This is a genomic window from Syntrophothermus lipocalidus DSM 12680 (assembly GCF_000092405.1).
Classification (GTDB): Bacteria; Bacillota; Syntrophomonadia; order Syntrophomonadales; family Syntrophothermaceae; genus Syntrophothermus; species Syntrophothermus lipocalidus.
This window is the reverse complement of sequence record NC_014220.1, coordinates 2215431-2235357: the sequence shown is the minus strand read 5'-3', so window position 1 is coordinate 2235357 and position 19927 is coordinate 2215431. Positions and strand designations below refer to the sequence as shown.

Sequence of the window (19927 nt, the reverse complement as noted above, 5' to 3'; positions counted from 1 at the left end):
AAGTGCGTACGAGGCGGGATGACCGCTCAGACATGAGATTCCTCTGCTACCGCTTCCAGCACGTACCTGGCGGCTTCGCCCCAGGCCTGAGCAGCAACTTGATATGCCTGTTCGCCTTTTTCGGTCAGGGTGTACACCTTGCGCTCGCGCCCCGACACCACCTGCACTGCCACCGACAGAATCCCCGACTCTTCCATGTCTCTCAGTAAGGGATACAGGCTGCCCTCGGTCGGCGCGCAGCAACCGTTGGTAAAAGACGCCACCTGTCGGCTAATCTCGTACCCGTGCAGTGGTCTCAGATGGAGGGCATGAAGTATAAAAAAACGGGAAAGACTCATCCTTATAAGGCTGACCCAATATTCCCTCGAGTCGTACCTAATCATAACCGCCACCCCCTATACCTATTGAGGATATACATAGCCCATAGATACATTGTAGAGATATACGTTGAAGCTGTCAATGTCCGTAGCCAGCCTGATTCGCAAAAAGTTGCCAAGAATGTTGACACGATTTAATAAACAAATTATTATAAAACTACACAATAATATAAGGCATTGCTTATATATAGAGGTGAACTGCGATGATAAACGAACTTGAGATTTTCTTTAAAGCACTAGGTGAACCGACCAGGCTAAAGATTGTCAAACTACTTTCCTTGCAAGAGCTGTGCGTGTGCGAGCTGGTGGCTGTTTTAGACATGAGCCAGCCGCGGGTGTCACAGCACCTGAAGGTCTTGAAGAAAGCCGGTCTGATCAGAGAAAGGAAAGAACGGCAGAGGTGTTTTTACAGCCTGGACCCGGTTATAGGTTCTGGGGTTATAGAGCTGTTTGCCGATTACATGAAGAGGAACCTGGAGGACATACAAGAGTTGGCGCCGGAAAAAGAACGCCTGGCCGTCTTGGACGAAGACGTTAGGGTGAGACAGTGTAAGGCGGGAGAAAAGCCGGTTCCAATTTCTTGAGCGAAAAGTACCAGTAACGGCCGCCGAAAAGCCCAGTAATGCTTTTTAAAAACGGTTGAGAGTGCATGGGCACAAAATTTGCGCTGCTGCGCGAGGCTGTTTCTAGTTTTCCCCCTATTGTCGACTTTTTGCTCAGAGGGTTTTAGAACGGGCAGGGTGCCATGAAGCTTGGAAGGGGTTGGACATGAGACCGAAGCCAAAGATGATGTTGAAGTAAATGGTTGGTTGACGAACGGTCAATGACGGTGGAACAGTCTATTGGAGGAGGCAGATTAGTGACTTATCTTGTTTTCTTTATAGTGGGTATTCTGGCGGGAGTGATTGGCGGGCTGTTGGGAACAGGTGGTTGTGCCTTGATCATGCCGGTTATCAGGTTCGGGTTTGATTTTGCCCCGGCCTTAGCAGTAGGTACGACTTTGACCGCCGTGGTCTTTACTGCGAGCTCGGGGGCTATCCAGCACATCAAGATGGGTAATGTCGACAAAGAAACCGCTATGCTTACAGGTTACAGCGGTATTCTGGGGGTTATCATAGGGTCCATCGTCTTCGGATATATCAAGCCTTACGGTTCGTTGATCGACTTGATTATCGGCATCGCTTTTATTGTGGTTACTCTGCGCATGCTGTACGAGGGTATAACCGGGTTAATAGCGGCGGCACAGCCTCAGCCTGCTCCAGCCAGCGGTCAAGGGCTGCCGGGAACTCCTTTGAGCAAGAGCATATTGGGTTCAGCCATCGGTTTTCTCACCGGTATAATTGGACTCGGAGGCGGGTACGCTTTGGTGCCTTCTTTTCTCTACCTGTTTAAGGCACCCATGCGGTTCGCTATCGGAACTTCTATGGCTTCCTTTGTGTGGATGGCTTTGGTGGGAGCTATTTTCAAGCTGTACCAGCACGTGGTAAATATCCCGGTGGCCATTACCCTCGGTCTGGGAGCAGTCATCGGTGCCATCTATGGAGCAAAACTGGTGGCCCGGTTCAAGCCTGCGGCTCTGAAGACCTTGTTTGGCCTCTTGTTCCTGTACGTTTCCCTGAAGTACATTCTGATATACTTCGGCATAACCATTTAGGTTACCGCGGTGCCGATTGGAAGCCAAACTCTTGCTTGGGAAGCATGACCCGGGCTTTTCTGGGTGTTACCGGCAGTTATAGAAGGAAAGGAGGTGAAGAAAATGGCGGACGAAAAGGTACTGGTAGAGGTGTTTGATGGCAAGGCAGTAGCCATAGGATGCGGGTGCTCTGCTCCCTGTGGGAGTGATGAAGGCTGCGGGGCAGACATCTCCTGGAAGGAAGCAACTGAGAAGCTGGCTTGCGATTTGAGCCGGACTTATGGAGAAAAGGTTGAAGTCAAGTATGTGGATACGAGAGAAAAGGGGATCAAGGCATACCCGATGATTCAGCGTTTGGCTGAGGTCGGCTACCCCTTTCCTATCATAAGCATAGGAGGCAAGCCGCGGTTGGCGGGAGCCATCGATGTGGAGCAGATACAGTCCATGCTAGATGAGGTTTTGAGTGCCTAGGTAGACCCATAAATTTACAAGCGATTCACAGAGAAAAGAGTGGAGGGCGAGAGAATGAGTGAATCGGTCGGTGCTAAACTGTCCTTTTTAGACCGCTACCTTACCTTGTGGATATTCCTGGCGATGGTCATAGGGGTAGGGGCTGGCTACTTCTACCCCTCGATAGCCAACTTTTGGGGCAAGTTTCAGATCGGGACCACCAACATAGCCATAGCTATCGGCCTGATACTGATGATGTACCCGCCCCTGGCCAAGGTCCGGTATGACGAACTCCCCACCGTTTTCAGGGATAGGAAGCTCCTGTCTCTTTCCCTGATCCAGAACTGGATCGTAGGTCCCATAGTCATGTTTGTCCTGGCAGTGCTGCTTTTGCCCGACAAGCCCGAGCTTATGCAGGGCGTCATCCTGGTGGGATTGGCCCGTTGCATCGCCATGGTTTTGGTTTGGAACGACTTGGCAGAAGGCAGCCCCGAGTATGCTGCTGGCTTGGTGGCGTTCAACGCGATATTTCAGGTTCTGACCTACTCTATCTACGCCTACATCTTTTTGACCATAGTACCCAAATGGCTGGGACTGACCAGTGCGGCGGTCGATGTCTCGATGGCCGAGATCGCCAAGAGCGTTTTCATTTACCTGGGCATTCCTTTTATAGCAGGCTTTCTCACCCGCACGACCATGGTGCGCTCGAAAGGCCGGGAATGGTACGAAGGCCAGTTCATCCCCCGCATCAGCAAGCTTACCTTGATCGCGCTTCTTTTCACCATCTTGGTAATGTTTTCGTTAAAAGGGAATGTAATCGTAACCCTGCCGCTCGATGTTTTGAGGGTGGTAATCCCTCTCACTCTTTACTTCGGTTTTATGTGGCTGGTGACTTTCTTTATAGGGAAATGGATAGGTGCCGACTATCCTAGGACCACCACCATAGCCTTCACCGCCGCCAGCAACGATTTCGAGCTTGCTATCGCGGTGGCGGTAGCTGTTTTCGGCATCCATTCCAGTCAGGCCTTTGCCACTGTTATCGGGCCTTTGGTGGAAGTGCCGGTGCTTATCAGTTTGGTTAACTTGGCCCTGTATTTCAAGCGAAAATATTTCGCGCCCGACATGGCGAAAGCCCGGTAATCGCTTGCAAGCCGCCGGGGATGCGCTGTGGCGAATAATGCCGAGATCTTTTTCGAAGAAGCTGGAACGGTTATGGGGGAAGAGCTAACATCAAGGTGGGCGGCCTCGGCCGAAAATTATTTCTTGAAAGAACCTTACAAAAGGAGAGTGTTGGTAGTGAGCCAGGAGTACATGGAGGTTACCTACGACAAATTTACTTTCCGGGTGATGAAAGACTACCTCTATCACCCTGAAGAGTGCTGGGTCAAGCGGGAAGGAGACCTGGTGGTGGTAGGCGTCACCGATTTTCTCCAGACGAACGCGGGTGACGTGGCCTTCATCGAACTGCCGGAAGCGGGGAAAGAAGTAAAGCAGGGGGACGAAGCAGGGGTAATAGAGACCATCAAGACTACTGTGACCCTTATATCACCGGTAAGCGGCGAGATCGTGGAGGTGAACACTGCTTTGGAGGACGATCCCCAACTCATAAACTCCGATGCCTACGGCGAGGGTTGGATCTTCAAGATCAGACCTACCGCCTGGGACCAGGATGCCGAGAAACTGATGGCAGCCGAAGCGTACTTCCCGGTAATGGAAGAGAAAATCAAGGCAGCCTTGGAAAAGTAACAGGGAGGGGTTCGGGGTGACGAAAAAGATAATGGTTTTACCTTGCAGCGGCATCGGTAAGGCCTACGGCGAGATTAGCCGGCAGGCGGCCTACGAGCTAATAGACGACATCCGTCCCGAGGACGTTACTACTGCTTGTCTCGGCCGCTTTATGATTCGCGATCCTGAGGTGGTGGAACAGGCCAAAGACAGCTTCATCATCACGGTGGACGGGTGCGCCAAGGAGTGCGCCCTCAAGAATGTCGAGGCCGCCGGGCTCAAGGTAGATAAAGCGGTCAGGACTATAGAAGTTTTCAAAGAACACCGGGATCTCAAACCGGAAGGGGTACTGAAACTGGGAGAGCCCGGTTTCAAGCTGGCCCACCTTCTGGCCGAGAAGCTGGCGGGCGAAGTCGACTGCCTTGTGAAGGAGGAGGGATAGGCATGGCTCAAGCTATCAAGCTAGATGATAAGCCGAAGGCCTTGAAAATAGGCATAGTTCCCTGCAACGGAGAAGAAATCTGCGAAGGAACGTTGACCCGCTTTGCCTGCCGCAAGGTGCTGGATGAACTGCGCCCGGGCCAGACGGTTACTCTTTGCCTGCCTCTCTTCATAGCCGGTGACGAGAAGGAACGAAATTTTGCCAACCGTTTTCCTACCATCACCGTCGACGGGTGCGAAAAGCGCTGCAGCCAGATCTCTACCGAGAAGCTGAGCGGCAAGCCCGCTTATTCGCTGGTAGTGTCTGATGTGCTCCAAAAACATGGCATTTCCCTGTCCGATACGCGCCGTGTCTTAACCGATGAGGGCCAGGCAGCTGTCAACGTCCTGGCAGAAGAAATAGCCAAGAAAGTAGACGAAATCTTGGCCGGACAGGGGGGTTAACGATGCCGATTTATACCAACAAGGTAGTTTGGAAAGGAGAGCACCTAGGGTACACCTACTGCGAAAACGGGACCGAGATGGAGTTTTCGGCGCCACCGGCTCTGTACGGTCATCCCAACATGATGACGCCGGAAGACGCTTTTATGATGGCGGTAAACACCTGTGTGCATATGATGGTTATCTGGGCGGCCGAGCGCCTGCAACTGGACCTGGTGGCCTTCGAGTGCGTGGCTGAAGGCGAAGTGGAGGAGTTCATAGACCGCACTTCCTGGTTTAAGAAGGTGGTGCTGAAGCCCAGAGTCACGGTCCGAGGTGCTTCTAGAAAGAAAGTTGAAAGGGCTTTGGAGATGGCCCGCAAGTATTCGACTATAGCCGAATCGGTGAAGAGCGAAGTGGTCATCCAGCCCGAGATAGAGATCATCGAGTGAGGGGGGAATGACATGGGCGAGCAGGTATTCGATGTGGTCTTTATCGGCGGCGGGCCCGCCGGTTACCAGGGCGCGATTCGCGCCGCCCAGCTGGGGATGAAGGTGGCTGTAGTCGAGTCGCGGGAACTGGGTGGAGTGTGCCTCAACCGGGGCTGCATTCCGACCAAGGCTATTCGAGCGTCGGTGGAAGTTCTTTCCCGGGCACGGCGGGCTAAGGCCTACGGTATCGAGATCGAAACGGCTCGCCCCGACATTAAGGCTATTATCGCCCGTAAGAATAAAGTGGTAGGCCTTCTACGCGGGGGGATAAGCCAGCTCTTTCGAAGCCGCAGCATCGAGCACCTGGAAGGAACCGGGACGCTGCTTTCCCCGCGCGAGGTCGAGGTTGAAACCGCCAACGGCATAATCAGGCTGAAAGCAGGAAAGATAGTCATCGCTACCGGATCCAGGCCTTCAATCCCTTCTCCATTTACCGGATTGACCGGCGAGAACAAGGGGGTGCTGACCACCGACGATATCCTTGAAGTATCTCGGGTGCCGGCCTCCCTCCTTATCGTCGGTGCTGGGGCGGTGGGAGTGGAAATGGCTTCCATAATGGCCGAGCTGGGGAGCTCGGTAACCCTGCTTGAGATGAAGGACCGTATCCTTCCCGGGGAAGACCTGGAGATGGCTTCCTACATGACGCGCATGTTGAAGAGGCAGAAGGTAAAGGTGCTTACCGGCCTGTCTGTCAACGAAGCGGCGGTGGGGGACAAGGTTACCGTTATGCTGTCGAACGGGCAAAAGTGGGAAGGAGATGCGGTATTGATGGCAGCGGGCCGGGTGCCAAACGTGGAATCGATCGGGCTCAGAGCCGTTGGTCTGGCGGAAAATGGCAGGCCTCTAGCAGTGAACGAGCACATGGAAACGGGCATCTCCGGAATCTTTGCTGCCGGGGACGTTGTGGGCGGGTGGCTCTTGGCCCACGTGGCTTTCGCTGAAGGGATAACCGCGGCTGAAAATGCGGCTGGCCTAACATCCCGGATGGACTACCGGGTGGTCCCCCGTTGTGTTTTTGCCTTCCCCGAGTACGCCGCGGTAGGATTGAGCGAAGAAGAGGCTAAGGAGCAGTTCCCGGCTACTGCCTTCAGCTTCCCGTTCAAATCCCTGGGCATGGCCCAGGCTTTAGGGGAGTGGGAAGGCATGGTCAAGCTGGTTGTACACGAGAAAAACGGGCAGATCCTGGGAGGCCATGTTATAGGGCCACACGCGGCGGATCTGGTGGCTGAGATTGCGCTGGCCATGCGCCACCAGATTCCGGCCAAAGGTATCGTGGACACCATACACACGCACCCTACCTTGTCCGAAGCTGTCCTGGAAACAGCCCAGGCCGCCTGCGGCCAGGCCATCCACATGCTGCCTGGAGAACATACCAATAAGTAGCCACAGATGAACACCGATTAGCTCTGATTCTCACAGATTTTTTAAGTTTGGACACAGACGACGGATGCTTCTAACGCTTGGTAGACAACTTCTAACATGGTGAACAAAAACAGGCTTTACTAGTGATATTTGAATCAGTGTAAATCGGTGAAAAATCTGTGTCCATCTGTGGCTGAGAAATGGACGTGGGAGTATGGAAAGAACCGCAGTGCCGCGGTGGTTGCTGGAAACCGTAAGAAAAGCGAAGAGGCCGGAGAACGTCACAGTTTATAAGGATACAAGCAACGAAGTGACGGCGCACAGGCTGAACACCGTATGCGAGGAGGCCAGGTGCCCTAACCGGGGAGATTGTTTCTCCCGAGGGTCGGCTACTTTTATGATACTAGGGGATGTTTGTACGCGGAACTGCCGATTCTGTGCGGTGAAGAACGGGCATCCGTTGCCAGTAGATCGGGAAGAGCCGCTCCGGATAAAAAGGGCTGCTCAAAAGATGGGGCTGAGACACGTGGTCGTTACATCTGTTACCAGGGATGACCTGGCCGACGGAGGTGCAGAACATTTTGCTTCGGTAATAAGGGAGCTTCGTACTCTCCCCGGAGCGCCAACGGTCGAGGTTCTGGTACCCGATTTCAAAGGGTACCATGAGGCATTAAACCTGGTGCTTGAGTCCAAGCCCGAGGTTTTCGCCCACAACGTAGAAATGGTGCCCCGCCTGTACCGAGAAGTGCGGCCGGGAGCCGTGTACGAACGCTCTCTCGATGTGTTAGCTGCGGCCCAAAAAGAATCCCGCCCGGGCACGGTCACAAAATCCGGTTTTATGTTGGGATTGGGCGAAACCGAAGCCGAAGTACTCGCTTTGCTCGAAGATCTGCGGGATGCGGGGGTAGCCCTGTTGACCATAGGTCAGTACTTGGCTCCTTCCTGGCGGCATTACCCGGTTGCCCGCTACGTGACGCCTGAAGAGTTCGCCGATTGGGAAAAAGAGGCTTACAAAATGGGATTTCTCGGAGTGGCGTCAGGACCCCTGGTACGGAGCTCTTACCAGGCAGGGTATTATTATCGGAAGGTGACTGGTCGTGTCCAAGCAATGGCGTCTGATTAGAAGCGGGGCGGGGGAACCGGCTTGGAACATGGCGGTCGACGAGGCCCTCGCTGTCCTGCACTCCAAAGAAGAAGGACGGCCGCCGGTCTTGCGGTTGTACACTTGGGAACCGCCCGCCTTGTCGCTGGGGTATTTTCAAGACGTAGGCGAAGTCGATCTTGCTGCCCTGAAACGGCTGGGCATAGTCCCGGTAAAGCGGATTACGGGAGGCCGGGCCGTTCTTCACTACGGCGATTTGACCTACACCGTGGTGGCGACTGCTGGCAAGGATGCGCCGGAAGGGGTCATCTCCTCCTACCGTTATTTATGCCAGGGGCTCCTGCAGGCTTTTGCCGACCTCGGAATAAAGGCTGAGTTGGGCCGAGCCAAGCCTTCTTCGGGTTGGTCAGAGGCCTGTTTTGCGACGGCCACAACCAGCGATATAACCTGGCACGGAAAGAAGTTCGTGGGCAGTGCCCAGAAGCGTTTGGGAAGGACCCTTCTGCAGCACGGATCAATCCTGGTTTTTCCCCAGGATCAGCTTTTGAATGAAGTTTTTGCCTGCGAGGAAGAGGCCAAGTGCCGCGCCTTGCTGGAATCGGTGACCTGCCTGCAGTCGATATTGGCAAAAACACTCACCTTAGGCGAAGTGGCTGAAGCCGTTATCCGGGGCTTCAGCCGGGCCTTGGGTATTCAGTTTGAGGAGGACGAGCTAAACGACGAAGAGAGAAACCTGGCTGCCAGCTTGGTTCCTAAATATGAGCTGCTTCCTATTCTATCAAAGTTTTGATAGAATATGCATATAATATGCGGGAGGTGGGTATCATGCCGAACATCAGACCAAGCTCTGATTTCAGAAATAAGTATAACGAAATTTCGGACTTCTGCCACAAATATTCAGAACCGATTTTTATTACCAAGAACGGAAGAGGCGACCTGGTGGTCATGAGTATTGAAACTTATGAAAAGCTGGTCGGCAAGTTTGAACTGTACAGGCTGCTGGACGAAGGGATGGAGGCCCTGAAAAACCGCAAAGTCGTCCCTGCCCAGAACGTGTTTTCAAAAATAGAAAAAGGATTACCAGAATGAAAAAATACAGGGTTTTGATGACTGAACCGGCAGCCAATGATCTGCAGGAAGTTGTGCGGTATATTGCAGGGGAACTGCGGGAGCCTACTACCGCACAGAAACTGGTTGGCAAGATCAGGGATGCCATAATGAGCCTTGCCGAAATGCCGAGCCGTCATCCGCTGGTGGCAGACGAAGTTCTGGCTGCAAAGGGTATACGAAAGCTTCCTGTAGAAAACTATATTGTCTTTTATGTGGTTTTCGAAGAGGATAAGACGGTTACGGTAGTTAGAATTTTATATGGTAGACGGAACTGGGAGCATTTGCTGTGAAGTGGGGTCTGCGTTAATCAGCGTCAAAAAAAAGATAATCTTACCTGCCTATTTCCTGGCTTTCACGTAAGCGCTGGCGAAGGCGCCGTCTAGTTCTCGTGCCTCTGATTCTGACAGATTCTTCAGGCTATTCCCCGCTATATCCTCCAGCACCTTCCCTTGGTAAACAATAGCAGGCTGCACTTCGATGTCTTTAAAGCCTACTTTTCCCAAGATGTTCTCGTATTCTTTCACATCGAGTGCACCGGCGATGCAGCTTACCCAAAGAGAAGCTAATTCTCTCGCCGATTCAGGCACAGGTTTCACGGAAACGATGTCCGCGATGCAGAGCCTGCCTTGCGGCTTGAGCACGCGGTAGGCTTCGGCTAGAGCCTTTTCTTTATCGTGGGAGAGGTTGATGACGCAGTTAGACATCACTACATCGCACGATTCATCCGGTAGGGGAATGTCTTCGATAAACCCTTTCAGGAATTCCACGTTAGTCACGCCCATCTGCTCCTTATTCCGGTTGGCAAGATCCAGCATCTCGTCGGTCATGTCCAGTCCGTAGACCGTGCCGGAAGGGCCGACATATTTAGAAGCTGCCAAGACATCGAGCCCGCCTCCACTGCCTAAATCGAGGACGACTTCTCCCTCTTTAAGATCCGCCAGCAACAGGGGATTGGCGCATCCTAACGAGAAATTCACCGCTTCCCGAGGCAGGTCTTCCAGATTGTCCAGGTCATATAAAACTATGGCATTAGCGATCGGGGTGCAACAGGAACCGCCGCTGCAGCAGCTAGCCGGAGCCCCGGCTTTCGCCTGCTCAGCCAGGCGACCATAGAATTCTCTTACTTCTTGCCTGACATCTTTCTCCATACTGATTCTCCTTTCTTTCCCGAATATGTAACCACAGATGCGCAAGACTTCTTGGCAGATAAACGCTCGATATATTCTGAGAACCTGTAGAAAGCGAACTATTTTGGACATTTTGCGATGACCCCAGAGGGTCCCGGGGGTTCGCCTTTTGTTTCGAGAGCGCGCCTCTCCTGCTGAGAATTACTCTAATATTACACATTTTAACCGAGTTCCGTCCGTTCTGTCACCTCTGAACGCGGCGAAAAAATTCCACGGGCCGCAAGCCTTAAACCCTTGCAAGGATATACATATATATGTATAATTATAGACATGTTTGGCGGGAGAAACTAATGTGGAACAGATTTTGCTCGTCGGTTTGCTTGCATCGTGAACACAGCGCTAGGGGAGGAAGTAGGCATGATACCGGTAGGGATAATCGGAGACGGGTATACGGCGGCGGAGCTGGTTAGGGTCCTGAGCAGGCACAGGAGAGCCAGGGTAGCAACCGTGTTTTCTACCGAGAACATCGATAAGGGATTTGCCGAAGTATATCCACATTTACTCCGGTTCAGCGAAGTTATTTGTGAAAAGGCCGATATCGACAAGCTCAAGCGGGAGTGCCAGGTGGTTTTCCTAGCTTTGCCCCACGGATTGTCTGCGCCCATAGTGCGGGAATTGATAGGCTCCGGCGTCAGGTGCATCGACCTGGGAGCCGATTTCCGGCTGAAGGATCCTAAGATTTACGAGGAATACTATGAAGTTACGCACGAAGCTCCGGAGTTGCTTGATGTGGCCGTATACGGGTTACCTGAAATATACAGGGAAAAGATAAGGGGAACCATGATAGTAGCGAATCCGGGATGTTTTCCTACCGGGGCGATTCTGGCTTTGGCTCCTCTTTTGAAGGAGGGGTTGGTCGAGACCGAGAACATCGTTATCGATTCTAAGACCGGGGTATCCGGGGCCGGAAGAAGCCTTAAGTTGGCCAGCCATTTCTGCGAGGTGAACGAAGGGGTCAAGGCGTACAGCGTAGGCAGCCACCGTCACGCTCCAGAAATCGCGCAGGAGCTCAGCTTTGCCGCTGGGCAGGAGGTCGAGATAACCTTTACACCCCACCTGATTCCCATGAGCCGGGGAATACTGACGACTGCTTACGTCAAGCTTAGGCCAGGAGTGACTGAAGAGCAGGTAAGACAGGCTTTTGCCGACCAGTACGCAGACGAGCATTTTGTGAGGGTTTTGCCAGAAGGGACGTACCCACATACCCGCTGGGTCTATGGAAGTAATTTCGTCGATATCGGCATTTTTGTGGACGACAAGAAGCGTCGAGCTATAATAATTAGCGCTATAGATAACCTGAACAAAGGGGCTTCAGGGCAGGCGGTCCAGAACTTCAATATAATGTTCGGACTTGAAGAGACTGAAGCACTGGACTTTGCAGGAATCTTTCCATAAAACAAGGGAGGGCAGGTTGGATGCAGGTAATTACAGGAGGAGTTACAGCCCCGAAGGGTTTTCTCGCCCAAGGGGTTATGGCAGAGATAAGAAAAAAAGGCAAAAAGGACGTAGCCGTAATCTATAGCGAGGGTTTGGCTAGGGCGGCCGGGGTATTTACTACTAACCTGGTGCAGGCAGCGTGCGTGAAATACACTAAGCAGGCCATCGCCGACGGGCAGGCCCAGGCCATCGTGGTCAACAGCGGCAATGCCAACGCCTGTACCGGGGCCCACGGCGAGAAAGATGCATATCTAATGGCTGAAGCCGCGGCAAGAGCGCTCAAACTTGAGCCTCGAGACGTATTGGTGGCCTCGACCGGGGTCATGGGGGTACCGTTGCCTATGGACAGGGTTAAAGCCGGGATTGAACGGGCGTGCCAGGGATTGAGTCGGGAGGGCGGTCTGTGTGCAGCTGAAGCCATAATGACCACCGACACCGTTGTTAAAGAGACAGCGGTGGAGGTTGAGATCGAAGGCAGAGCGGTTCGCATAGGCGGAATGGCTAAAGGTTCTGGCATGATTCATCCCAACATGGCTACTATGCTGGCTTTCATAACCACCGATGCCAACATCAGCGCCGAGTGTTTGCAGAAAGCACTGCGCGATTCGGTAGACATCTCATATAACATGATAAGCGTTGACGGCGATACCTCAACCAATGATATGGTGCTCGTTTTGGCCAACGGGCTGGCGGGTAACCCCGAGATCAGCGACGAAGCATCGGAGGCATACCTGGCTTTCAAAGAAGCCTTCAATTACGTAAATGTGGAACTCGCCAAGATGATAGCCCGGGATGGGGAAGGAGCGACGCGTCTGATCGAGGTTCAGGTGGAGCGGGCTCCTAGCCAAGAAGATGCCCGCCGCATAGCTCGTGCCATAACGGCTTCTAACCTCATTAAGGCGGCAGTGTTCGGCGAAGACGCTAACTGGGGAAGGATCATATGCGCCGCCGGTTATTCGGGGGCGGATTTTGACCCTGAATTGGTTGATATTTATCTCGGCGGAGTTCAGGTAGCCAGGGACGGAGCGGGCTTAGAGTTTGATGAGGAAGCAGCTCGTGAAGAACTGAGGAAGGATGCGGTAATCATCAGATTAGACTTGAAACAGGGTAGTTACTCGGCCCGGGCTTGGGGCTGCGACCTTACGCATGAGTACGTCGACATCAACGCCAGCTACCGTACGTAGGTGATTAGCCACTGATAGACACAGATTGACGCAGATTTACACAGATGAAAATTTCCGGAATTTATTGTTATAGCCACTGATGGACACGGATTTACGCGGATTTACACAGATAACTTTTTTGTGAAGCGTGCTATAGCCATTGGTAATGGCTGTTTTATTCTAATTAACATGACATCATTGCTTTCGGGTCTTCTGAGGAGTGACGTAACATGACTACGGTATTTGTTATTTTTTGTGCACATGAATGGCTCAATTTTGACGGGCGTGCGTAGTTGAAGGTTATAAATTAAGGACTCTGCGTTAATCAGCGTCTAAAAATCAGTGATAATCAGTGTGAATCTGTGGCTATAGAAAAAGGGGAGGATAAAGTGACTGCATGTGAGAAGGCGGCGATACTGGTGGAGGCCCTGCCGTATATAAAAGAATTCTACGGGAAAACCGTAGTCATAAAGTACGGCGGAAGCGCCATGACCGACTGTTCCTTGAAAAAGGCGGTCATGGAGGACATCGTGTTGATGAAGTACGTCGGTATGCACCCGGTGGTAGTACATGGAGGTGGCCCTGACATTACCCGCATGCTTGACCGCCTGGGCATCTCTACCTCATTCGTAAACGGGCTTAGGGTAACTGACGAGGCTACGATGGAAATCGTGGAGATGGTGCTAGTAGGCAAGATCAACAAGGAGATAGTTGCCGGCATCAACGACAGCGGTGGTTCGGCAGTCGGGCTGTCAGGCAAGGACGGCAAGTTGATTAGGGCCGAACCTATACCCGGCAAAGAAGTCCTGGGGCTGGTGGGGAGAGTCAGGGACGTCAACACGGAGTTGATCGAGACCCTGACGGAGAGAGGTTATATACCGGTAATCAGTCCGGTAGGAATCGGCGACCACGGAGAGAGTTACAACATCAACGCTGACCACGTAGCCGGAGCCGTAGCCAGTGCCCTTAAGGCAGACAAACTGGTGCTTCTGACCGATGTCCCCGGCATACTTGCCGACAAGAAGGATCCTACCAGCCGCATATCGAGGCTGAGAATCTCGGAGGTCGATGAGTATATCGACTGCGGTATCATTGAAGGCGGGATGATACCAAAGGTAGAGTGCTGTGTAGACGCGTTAAAGGGCGGGGTAGGCCGGACCCACATCATCGATGGCCGGGTCCCGCATGCCATCTTGCTGGAGGTTTTTACCGACGAAGGTATCGGAAGCATGGTAGTTAAAGGGTAGAAGGAGGTGGGGTGATGGGCAATCAAGAAGTCATTAACGAAGGGCAACAGTACCTGATGAACAACTACGCACGATTTCCGATAGCCCTGGTCAAAGGCGACGGGGTAAGGGCTTGGGATGCGGACGGCAAAGAATACCTGGACTTTACTAGCGGGATCGCGGTGTGTGGAGTGGGCCACTCCAACCCGGCTTTGAAAGAAGTCCTCGAGAACCAGGCCGGTCGGCTCTGGCACTGCTCTAACCTGTATTGGATCGAACCACAGGTGCAGCTGGCAGCCAAGCTTTGCCGTCTTTCTGGGCTCGACAAGGCTTTCTTTGCTAATAGCGGGGCAGAGGTTAACGAGGCTGCACTGAAACTAGTTCGTAAGTATTTTAGCCTTAGAGGAAAACCAGGATGCGAGATTGTAGCTTTTCACAACTCGTTTCACGGGAGGACCTTGGGCGCACTGACTGCCACCGGGCAAGAAAAGTATCATCGCGGGTTTGAACCGCTGGTTCCCGGTTTTGTTTATGCTGAGTTTAACGATCTCGGATCGGTAGAGAAAGTGATAACGGAAAAGACCGGAGCCATTATTGTCGAGCCCGTACAGGGAGAAGGCGGGATCAACCCTGCAACCAGCAAGTTCCTAACCGGGCTCAGGAGGTTGTGCTATGAATTCGACCTGCTGTTGGTCTTGGACGAGGTTCAGACCGGCTTGGGTCGTACCGGTAAGATGTTTGCTTACGAGCATTACGGTATTAAGCCTGACATAGTCACTCTAGCCAAGTCTCTGGGAGGGGGCTTTCCCATCGGGGCCATGCTGGCCCGAGCCGAGGTGGCCCAGGCCTTCGAACCAGGGGATCATGCTTCGACTTTTGGCGGGAATCCTTTGGGGTGTGCGGTGGCGAACCGGGTTTTAGACATTTTAAGTGAAGAGGAAATGCTGAACCACATCACTCGTATCGGGGATTATCTCAAGAGCCGTTTACAGTCCATGACCGGTAAGAGGAAAGATGTGAAGGAAGTCAGGGGCTTAGGCCTCCTGCTGGGAGTAGAATTTACCCGGGAAGTCAAGCCCCTGGTGGACATCTGTATGCAAAAGGGACTCCTGGTTATTTCGGCCGGCCCTCGGGTGTTGCGGTTGGTACCGCCGCTTAACATAGCTCTAGATGAGGCGGACCAGGGGTTAGCCATACTGAACGAGGCCTTAAACGAATGGCAGGATGAATAGAGTTATCAAAAAGAGTATGAGCGGCGTCTTATCGTTATTACGGGAGAGGAGGGCATGGATAAAAATGACGGTAGAACTTAATCCGAAGTTCAAAGGGCGCGATTTCTTAGCCATTCGCGACTATACTTCAGAAGAGGTAATGGAGATACTTGAGCTGGCTCAGAAGCTCAAGAAGATGCAGAAGGAAGGGATACCCCATCCCCTTCTGGCGGGAAAGACCCTAGGGATGATATTCCAGAAGCCTTCGACCCGTACCCGGGTTTCCTTCGAAGTGGGCATCTACCAACTGGGAGGTTACGGACTTTTCCTGAGCCCGAACGACCTGCAGATGGGAAGGGGCGAGACCATAAAGGACACGGCTTTGACTTTGTCCCGATACCTAGATGGAATCATGATCCGTACCTTTGCCCAAGAAGAGGTTGAGGAACTGGCTTATTGGGCGAGCATCCCGGTTATCAATGGTCTTACTGACTTGCTGCACCCGTGCCAGATCATGGGAGACATCTTAACCATACTTGAAAAGAAAGGGACACTTAAGGGGCTCAAATGTGCTTTTATAGGAGACGGGAATAACGTGTGTCATTCGCTGCTGGTAGGGGGAGCAAAAGTGGGCATGAACGTAGTGGTGGCTTGTCCCCCAGGCTTTGCACCCAAACATGAGATAATGGCTCAGGCCTTGAAAGATGCTGAAGAAACCGGGGCTAAGCTTTGGGTAGTTGAGGATCCGGCCGAAGCAGTTGATGGGGCGGATGTGATCTACACGGATGTGTGGGCCAGCATGGGCCAGGAAAAAGAGGCTCACGAGAAGGAGAAGCACTTTGCCCGCTACCAGGTAAATGCTTCCCTGCTCGGCAAAGCCAAGCCGGACGTTATCGTCATGCACTGTTTGCCCGCCAAGCGAGGGCGAGAGATTACCGATGAAGTGATGGACGGCCCTAACTCGGTGGTATTCGACGAAGCCGAAAACCGCCTGCACGCGCAGAAAGCGATCATGGCCCTGGTGATGCAGTAACAGGGGTGGGGCGATGAGGGAACCGAGGTTTACGGTAAGGGAAGCCAAAGCTGAAGACGTTCATGCTATGCTCGGCCTGTGGGCTGCTACCCCCGGAATCGGGCTCGGAGTCGGTGACGACGAGGAAGACCTCAAGCGATTCATAGCACGGAATCCAAGGACCTGTCTTGTGGCGTGGAAGGGAGGTATCTTGGCAGGCGCAGTTGTGGGAGGTTTTGATGGGAGGAGGGGCTACCTGTATCATCTTGCCGTGCGAAAAGATTATCAGAGCCAGGGCATAGGCAAGGCTTTGGTGGCTGAGGTACTGGACAGGTTTAGGGAAATAGGGGCGAGGAGGGTCCACCTCCTCGTATTCACGACCAACCAGCAAGCTGTTGCTTTTTACACGCGTCTGGGGTGGAGGCTGCGCCAGGATGTTTTGGTTGCGAGCTGGGATTGTGAACCTGGAAAAGACTGTGGATGCTAAGCGCGTACCCCGGCCGCTCTTAAAAAGGATTGGTAAAGGAGAATGGGGGAGAGTTCCGATGGACAAAGTTGTGCTTGCTTACTCAGGTGGACTGGATACTTCCATTATTATTCCCTGGTTGAAAGAAAACTACGGTTATGAAGTTATCGCCATGTGTGCGGACCTCGGCCAGGGAGAAGAGCTGGCCGGGTTGGAGGAAAAAGCGCTCCGCTCTGGGGCCGGCAAAGTGTACATCGAAGACGTACGGGAAGAGTTCGTCCGCGACTATATCTTTCCGGTTTTAAGGGCCGGAGCTATCTACGAGGGCAAATACCTGCTAGGCACCTCGTTTGCCCGGCCTCTAATTGCCCGAAAACTGGTAGAGATTGCGGAAAAGGAAGGAGCGACTGCCGTGGCCCACGGGGCGACCGGCAAAGGCAATGACCAGGTGCGGTTTGAAGTGAGTGTTAAGGCTCTCAATCCGGAGCTTAAGATTATCGCCCCGTGGCGGGAGTGGGATATCAAGTCCCGGGAAGATGCCATCGAGTATGCACAGAAACATAACGTTCCCGTGCCTGTGACCAAAAAGAGCATTTACAGCCGGGACCGCAACCTTTGGCATCTCTCCCATGAGGGAGGCGAACTCGAGGACCCCATGCAGGAGCCTAAGGACGAAATGTACCTCTTAACAGTTCCTCCCGAAAAAGCCCCGGACCATCCTACCTATGTAGAAATCGAATACGAACAGGGGGTTCCGGTTGCGATAGACGGACAGATGATGGGTCCCGTAGAGCTCATCGAAAAGCTTAACCATTTGGCCGGTGCTAACGGAGTGGGAATAGTGAGCTTGGTGGAAAATCGCCTCGTCGGCATGAAGTCCCGCGGTGTATATGAATGCCCCGGCGGTACCGTGCTCTTTACCAGCCACCGGGAATTGGAGAACCTGACCCTGGATCGCAGGACCATGCACTTCAAGGAACAGGTGGCTATTCTCTATGCCGAGCTGGTCTACGACGGGCTGTGGTTTTCTCAGCTCAAGGAGGCTTTGGACGCCTTCGTGGCCAAGACCCAGGAAACAGTTACGGGCAAGGTCAGGGTCAAGCTGTACAAAGGCAACTGTACTCCGGTCGGAGCCGAATCACCGTATTCGCTTTATCGCCACGATTTGGCCACTTTTGGAGAGAGCGATTTTTATAATCAAAAAGATGCAGAAGGATTTATTAACCTTTTCGGCTTGCCGCTGAAAGTAAGGGCATTGATGGAAAGAAAGGTCGGTAAAAGATGAGCTCAAAGATGTGGGGAGGAAGGTTTCAGAAGCCACCGCACCGGTTGACAGAAGAGTTCAACGCTTCTCTTTCGTTTGATAGGAGACTTTACCGCCAGGATATAAAAGGCAGCATGGCCCACGCGGCTATGCTGGCCAAGCAGGGACTGATAACCGAGGAAGAGAAAGAACTCATAATAAAAGCCCTGCAAGAAATAATGTCGGCTCTTGACCGGGGTGAGTTGCAGTTTGACCCTGGGGTAGAGGACATACACACCCAGGTGGAGCTCTGGCTTATCGAAAGGATCGGGACAACGGGCAAGAAGCTTCACACCGGGCGCAGCCGCAATGACCAGGTGGCTCTGGATGTAAGGATGTACTTAAAAGAGGAAATAGGCGAAATCAGGGAGCTGCTTTTGGACCTGGAAGAGACCCTGGTGAGCCTGGCTGAAGAACACCTCTACACCATCATGCCGGGGTATACTCACCTCCAGAAGGGTCAACCGGTAACATTGGCCCACCACTTGATGGCTTATTTTGAAATGTTCTGGCGGGATCTGGGCAGGCTTGAAGATTGCAAAAAGAGACTAGATTTCATGCCTTTAGGTTCGGGAGCTCTAGCCGGGAGCGGGCTCGATCTAGACCGGGAATACGTTCGGGAACAACTGGGCTTCGCCGAGTTGACGCGGAACAGCCTGGATGCCGTCAGCGACCGGGATTTTGCCTTGGAGTTCCTGAGTTTTGCCAGCATAACCATGATGCACCTGTCCCGTTTCTGTGAAGAACTGGTGTTGTGGTCTACCGATGAATTCAAGTTTGTGGAGATGGACGACGCTTTCGCTACGGGATCGAGCCTTATGCCTCAGAAGAAGAACCCGGATGTGGCTGAACTGATAAGGGGCAAGACTGGCCGGGTATACGGGGATTTGATGTGCCTCTTTACGGTGATGAAGGGGTTGCCTTTGGCCTACAACAAGGACATGCAGGAGGATAAGGAACCGCTGTTTGACGGGATTGACACCTTGAAAAAGTGCTTGGCCGTGTTCACCCCGATGTTGCGAACAGCTAAGTTTAATCGCCAGCGGATGGCTGAGGCGACTAGAGGCGGGTTTACCAACGCTACTGATATGGCCGACTACCTGGTTGTCAAGGGAATTCCTTTCCGGGTTGCCCATGAAATAGCGGGACGAGCTGTTTTGTACTGTATAGAGAAGAACAAGACCTTGGAGAGCATGGGCCTGGAAGAGCTGAAGCAGTTCAGCCCAGAGATCGAGGACGATGTCTACGATAGGATAAGCCTCAATGGGTGCGTGGCCAGCCGCAAGGTCAAAGGAGGGACGGCTCCAGAAGCCGTGAGGGACGCCATACTGGAGGCAAATAAGTTACTTTCCGAGTTTGGTCGCGTAAGAGTCAGTGGAGGTTCTTTGTCGGGAGACGAAGAAGGGGAAGACTGGGAACAGGACGGTGAAGAACCGTTGAAACCAAAGGAACCTGAAGCCGGTTTCAGCGACGAATCCTGGAGATATGAAATCGACGAATGGGTGGAAGGGTTTTTTCACAGCCTCGTCAGCATGTTGAATGCCTTCACGGCTGAACAGCCACCGGAAGAAGTCCTTGCTACGCTGGAGATAGTTCCCTTTGGTCAACTGGTGCGGGAGCAGCTGTCGGACCGTGAAGAGGAGCTGATAGAGTACGCGGTAGAGAAGGTTAACCAATTACACCAAGCCGAACTGGAGCGTCTCAAGGCGTATCTTGGAGGTGAATAGAAGGAGGCAAGGAAACCCGTTGCTATAATACTCAACCAGCTCTCCGCATAAGGTTAGTAGAAGAGGAGCCAAACTCGGATGCAA

General features: G+C 52.8%; 23 protein-coding genes. 21 read left to right on the top strand and 2 right to left on the bottom strand.

What is annotated here, in order from left to right; genetic code table 11:
* Positions 1-26: 26 nt before the first annotated feature.
* On the bottom strand, positions 27-383 hold the full coding sequence (locus tag SLIP_RS10860) for a PadR family transcriptional regulator (RefSeq protein WP_013176337.1): 357 nt from the start codon (positions 381-383) through the stop codon (positions 27-29).
* A gap of 197 nt (positions 384-580) precedes the next feature.
* Here SLIP_RS10860 and SLIP_RS10855 point away from each other — a divergent pair, with 197 nt between their 5' ends.
* The 13 genes from SLIP_RS10855 (at position 581) to SLIP_RS10795 (ending at position 9401) form a co-directional block, all read left to right on the top strand.
* Positions 581-961: an ArsR/SmtB family transcription factor gene (locus SLIP_RS10855; protein WP_013176336.1), complete on the top strand. Its 381-nt coding sequence runs from the start codon at positions 581-583 to the stop codon at positions 959-961.
* Between the two features lie 275 nt (positions 962-1236).
* Positions 1237-2031, top strand: coding sequence for a sulfite exporter TauE/SafE family protein (locus tag SLIP_RS10850; protein ID WP_013176335.1), 795 nt, complete (start codon positions 1237-1239; stop codon positions 2029-2031).
* A gap of 102 nt (positions 2032-2133) precedes the next feature.
* Positions 2134-2481 carry a hypothetical protein gene (locus SLIP_RS10845; RefSeq protein ID WP_013176334.1) on the top strand — a complete coding sequence of 116 codons (348 nt, stop codon included), beginning with the start codon at positions 2134-2136 and terminating at the stop codon, positions 2479-2481.
* A gap of 54 nt (positions 2482-2535) precedes the next feature.
* Entirely contained in the window at positions 2536-3600 is a 1065-nt protein-coding gene (gene arsB, locus SLIP_RS10840) for an ACR3 family arsenite efflux transporter (protein ID WP_013176333.1), read from the top strand.
* A gap of 27 nt (positions 3601-3627) precedes the next feature.
* Positions 3628-4206: a glycine cleavage system protein GcvH gene (gcvH, locus tag SLIP_RS10835; protein WP_013176332.1), complete on the top strand. Its 579-nt coding sequence runs from the start codon at positions 3628-3630 to the stop codon at positions 4204-4206.
* A gap of 16 nt (positions 4207-4222) precedes the next feature.
* Positions 4223-4627: a putative zinc-binding protein gene (locus SLIP_RS10830; protein WP_013176331.1), complete on the top strand. Its 405-nt coding sequence runs from the start codon at positions 4223-4225 to the stop codon at positions 4625-4627.
* Positions 4628-4629: 2 nt separating this feature from the next.
* Positions 4630-5070, top strand: coding sequence for a putative zinc-binding protein (locus SLIP_RS10825; protein ID WP_013176330.1), 441 nt, complete (start codon positions 4630-4632; stop codon positions 5068-5070).
* 2 nt (positions 5071-5072) lie between these two features.
* A complete protein-coding gene (locus SLIP_RS10820) occupies positions 5073-5498 on the top strand; it encodes an OsmC family protein (protein ID WP_013176329.1) in 426 nt (141 codons plus the stop codon).
* 12 nt (positions 5499-5510) lie between these two features.
* The gene (gene lpdA, locus SLIP_RS10815) at positions 5511-6920 is read left to right on the top strand and encodes a dihydrolipoyl dehydrogenase (protein WP_013176328.1); all 1410 of its coding nucleotides are present in this window, start codon (positions 5511-5513) and stop codon (positions 6918-6920) included.
* A 193-nt stretch (positions 6921-7113) separates the two neighbouring features.
* Positions 7114-8022 (top strand): lipoyl synthase, encoded by a 909-nt coding sequence (gene lipA, locus SLIP_RS10810; RefSeq protein ID WP_013176327.1) that lies wholly within the window; start codon positions 7114-7116, stop codon positions 8020-8022.
* Entirely contained in the window at positions 7997-8791 is a 795-nt protein-coding gene (locus SLIP_RS10805; protein WP_013176326.1) for a lipoate--protein ligase family protein, read from the top strand. Before lipA ends, SLIP_RS10805 begins: the two co-directional genes overlap by 26 nt.
* A gap of 35 nt (positions 8792-8826) precedes the next feature.
* A complete protein-coding gene (locus SLIP_RS10800) occupies positions 8827-9090 on the top strand; it encodes a type II toxin-antitoxin system Phd/YefM family antitoxin (protein WP_013176325.1) in 264 nt (87 codons plus the stop codon).
* The gene (locus SLIP_RS10795; RefSeq protein ID WP_013176324.1) at positions 9087-9401 is read left to right on the top strand and encodes a type II toxin-antitoxin system RelE/ParE family toxin; all 315 of its coding nucleotides are present in this window, start codon (positions 9087-9089) and stop codon (positions 9399-9401) included. Before SLIP_RS10800 ends, SLIP_RS10795 begins: the two co-directional genes overlap by 4 nt.
* A 48-nt stretch (positions 9402-9449) precedes the next feature.
* On the opposite strand, the gene arsM is transcribed toward SLIP_RS10795, so the two are convergent.
* On the bottom strand, positions 9450-10259 hold the full coding sequence (gene arsM / locus SLIP_RS10790; protein ID WP_013176323.1) for an arsenite methyltransferase: 810 nt from the start codon (positions 10257-10259) through the stop codon (positions 9450-9452).
* 396 nt (positions 10260-10655) lie between these two features.
* Here arsM and argC point away from each other — a divergent pair, with 396 nt between their 5' ends.
* The 8 genes from argC to argH all read left to right on the top strand — a co-directional run bounded on the left by argC (position 10656) and on the right by argH (position 19843).
* Positions 10656-11693 carry an N-acetyl-gamma-glutamyl-phosphate reductase gene (gene argC, locus SLIP_RS10785; protein WP_013176322.1) on the top strand — a complete coding sequence of 346 codons (1038 nt, stop codon included), beginning with the start codon at positions 10656-10658 and terminating at the stop codon, positions 11691-11693.
* 20 nt (positions 11694-11713) lie between these two features.
* A complete protein-coding gene (gene argJ / locus SLIP_RS10780; protein WP_013176321.1) occupies positions 11714-12919 on the top strand; it encodes a bifunctional glutamate N-acetyltransferase/amino-acid acetyltransferase ArgJ in 1206 nt (401 codons plus the stop codon).
* A 368-nt stretch (positions 12920-13287) separates the two neighbouring features.
* Positions 13288-14145, top strand: a complete 858-nt coding sequence (gene argB, locus SLIP_RS10775) for an acetylglutamate kinase (RefSeq protein ID WP_013176320.1) — start codon at positions 13288-13290, stop codon at positions 14143-14145.
* A 14-nt stretch (positions 14146-14159) separates the two neighbouring features.
* On the top strand, positions 14160-15356 hold the full coding sequence (locus tag SLIP_RS10770; RefSeq protein ID WP_013176319.1) for an aspartate aminotransferase family protein: 1197 nt from the start codon (positions 14160-14162) through the stop codon (positions 15354-15356).
* A 64-nt stretch (positions 15357-15420) separates the two neighbouring features.
* Complete coding sequence (argF, locus tag SLIP_RS10765) at positions 15421-16368, top strand: ornithine carbamoyltransferase (RefSeq protein WP_013176318.1); 948 nt, start codon at positions 15421-15423, stop codon at positions 16366-16368.
* 13 nt (positions 16369-16381) lie between these two features.
* Entirely contained in the window at positions 16382-16834 is a 453-nt protein-coding gene (locus tag SLIP_RS10760; RefSeq protein ID WP_013176317.1) for a GNAT family N-acetyltransferase, read from the top strand.
* Between the two features lie 58 nt (positions 16835-16892).
* Positions 16893-18098 carry an argininosuccinate synthase gene (locus SLIP_RS10755; protein WP_013176316.1) on the top strand — a complete coding sequence of 402 codons (1206 nt, stop codon included), beginning with the start codon at positions 16893-16895 and terminating at the stop codon, positions 18096-18098.
* Positions 18095-19843 (top strand): argininosuccinate lyase, encoded by a 1749-nt coding sequence (argH, locus tag SLIP_RS10750; RefSeq protein ID WP_013176315.1) that lies wholly within the window; start codon positions 18095-18097, stop codon positions 19841-19843. The genes SLIP_RS10755 and argH overlap by 4 nt, the downstream gene beginning before the upstream one ends.
* The last annotated feature ends 84 nt before the right edge of the window (positions 19844-19927 follow it).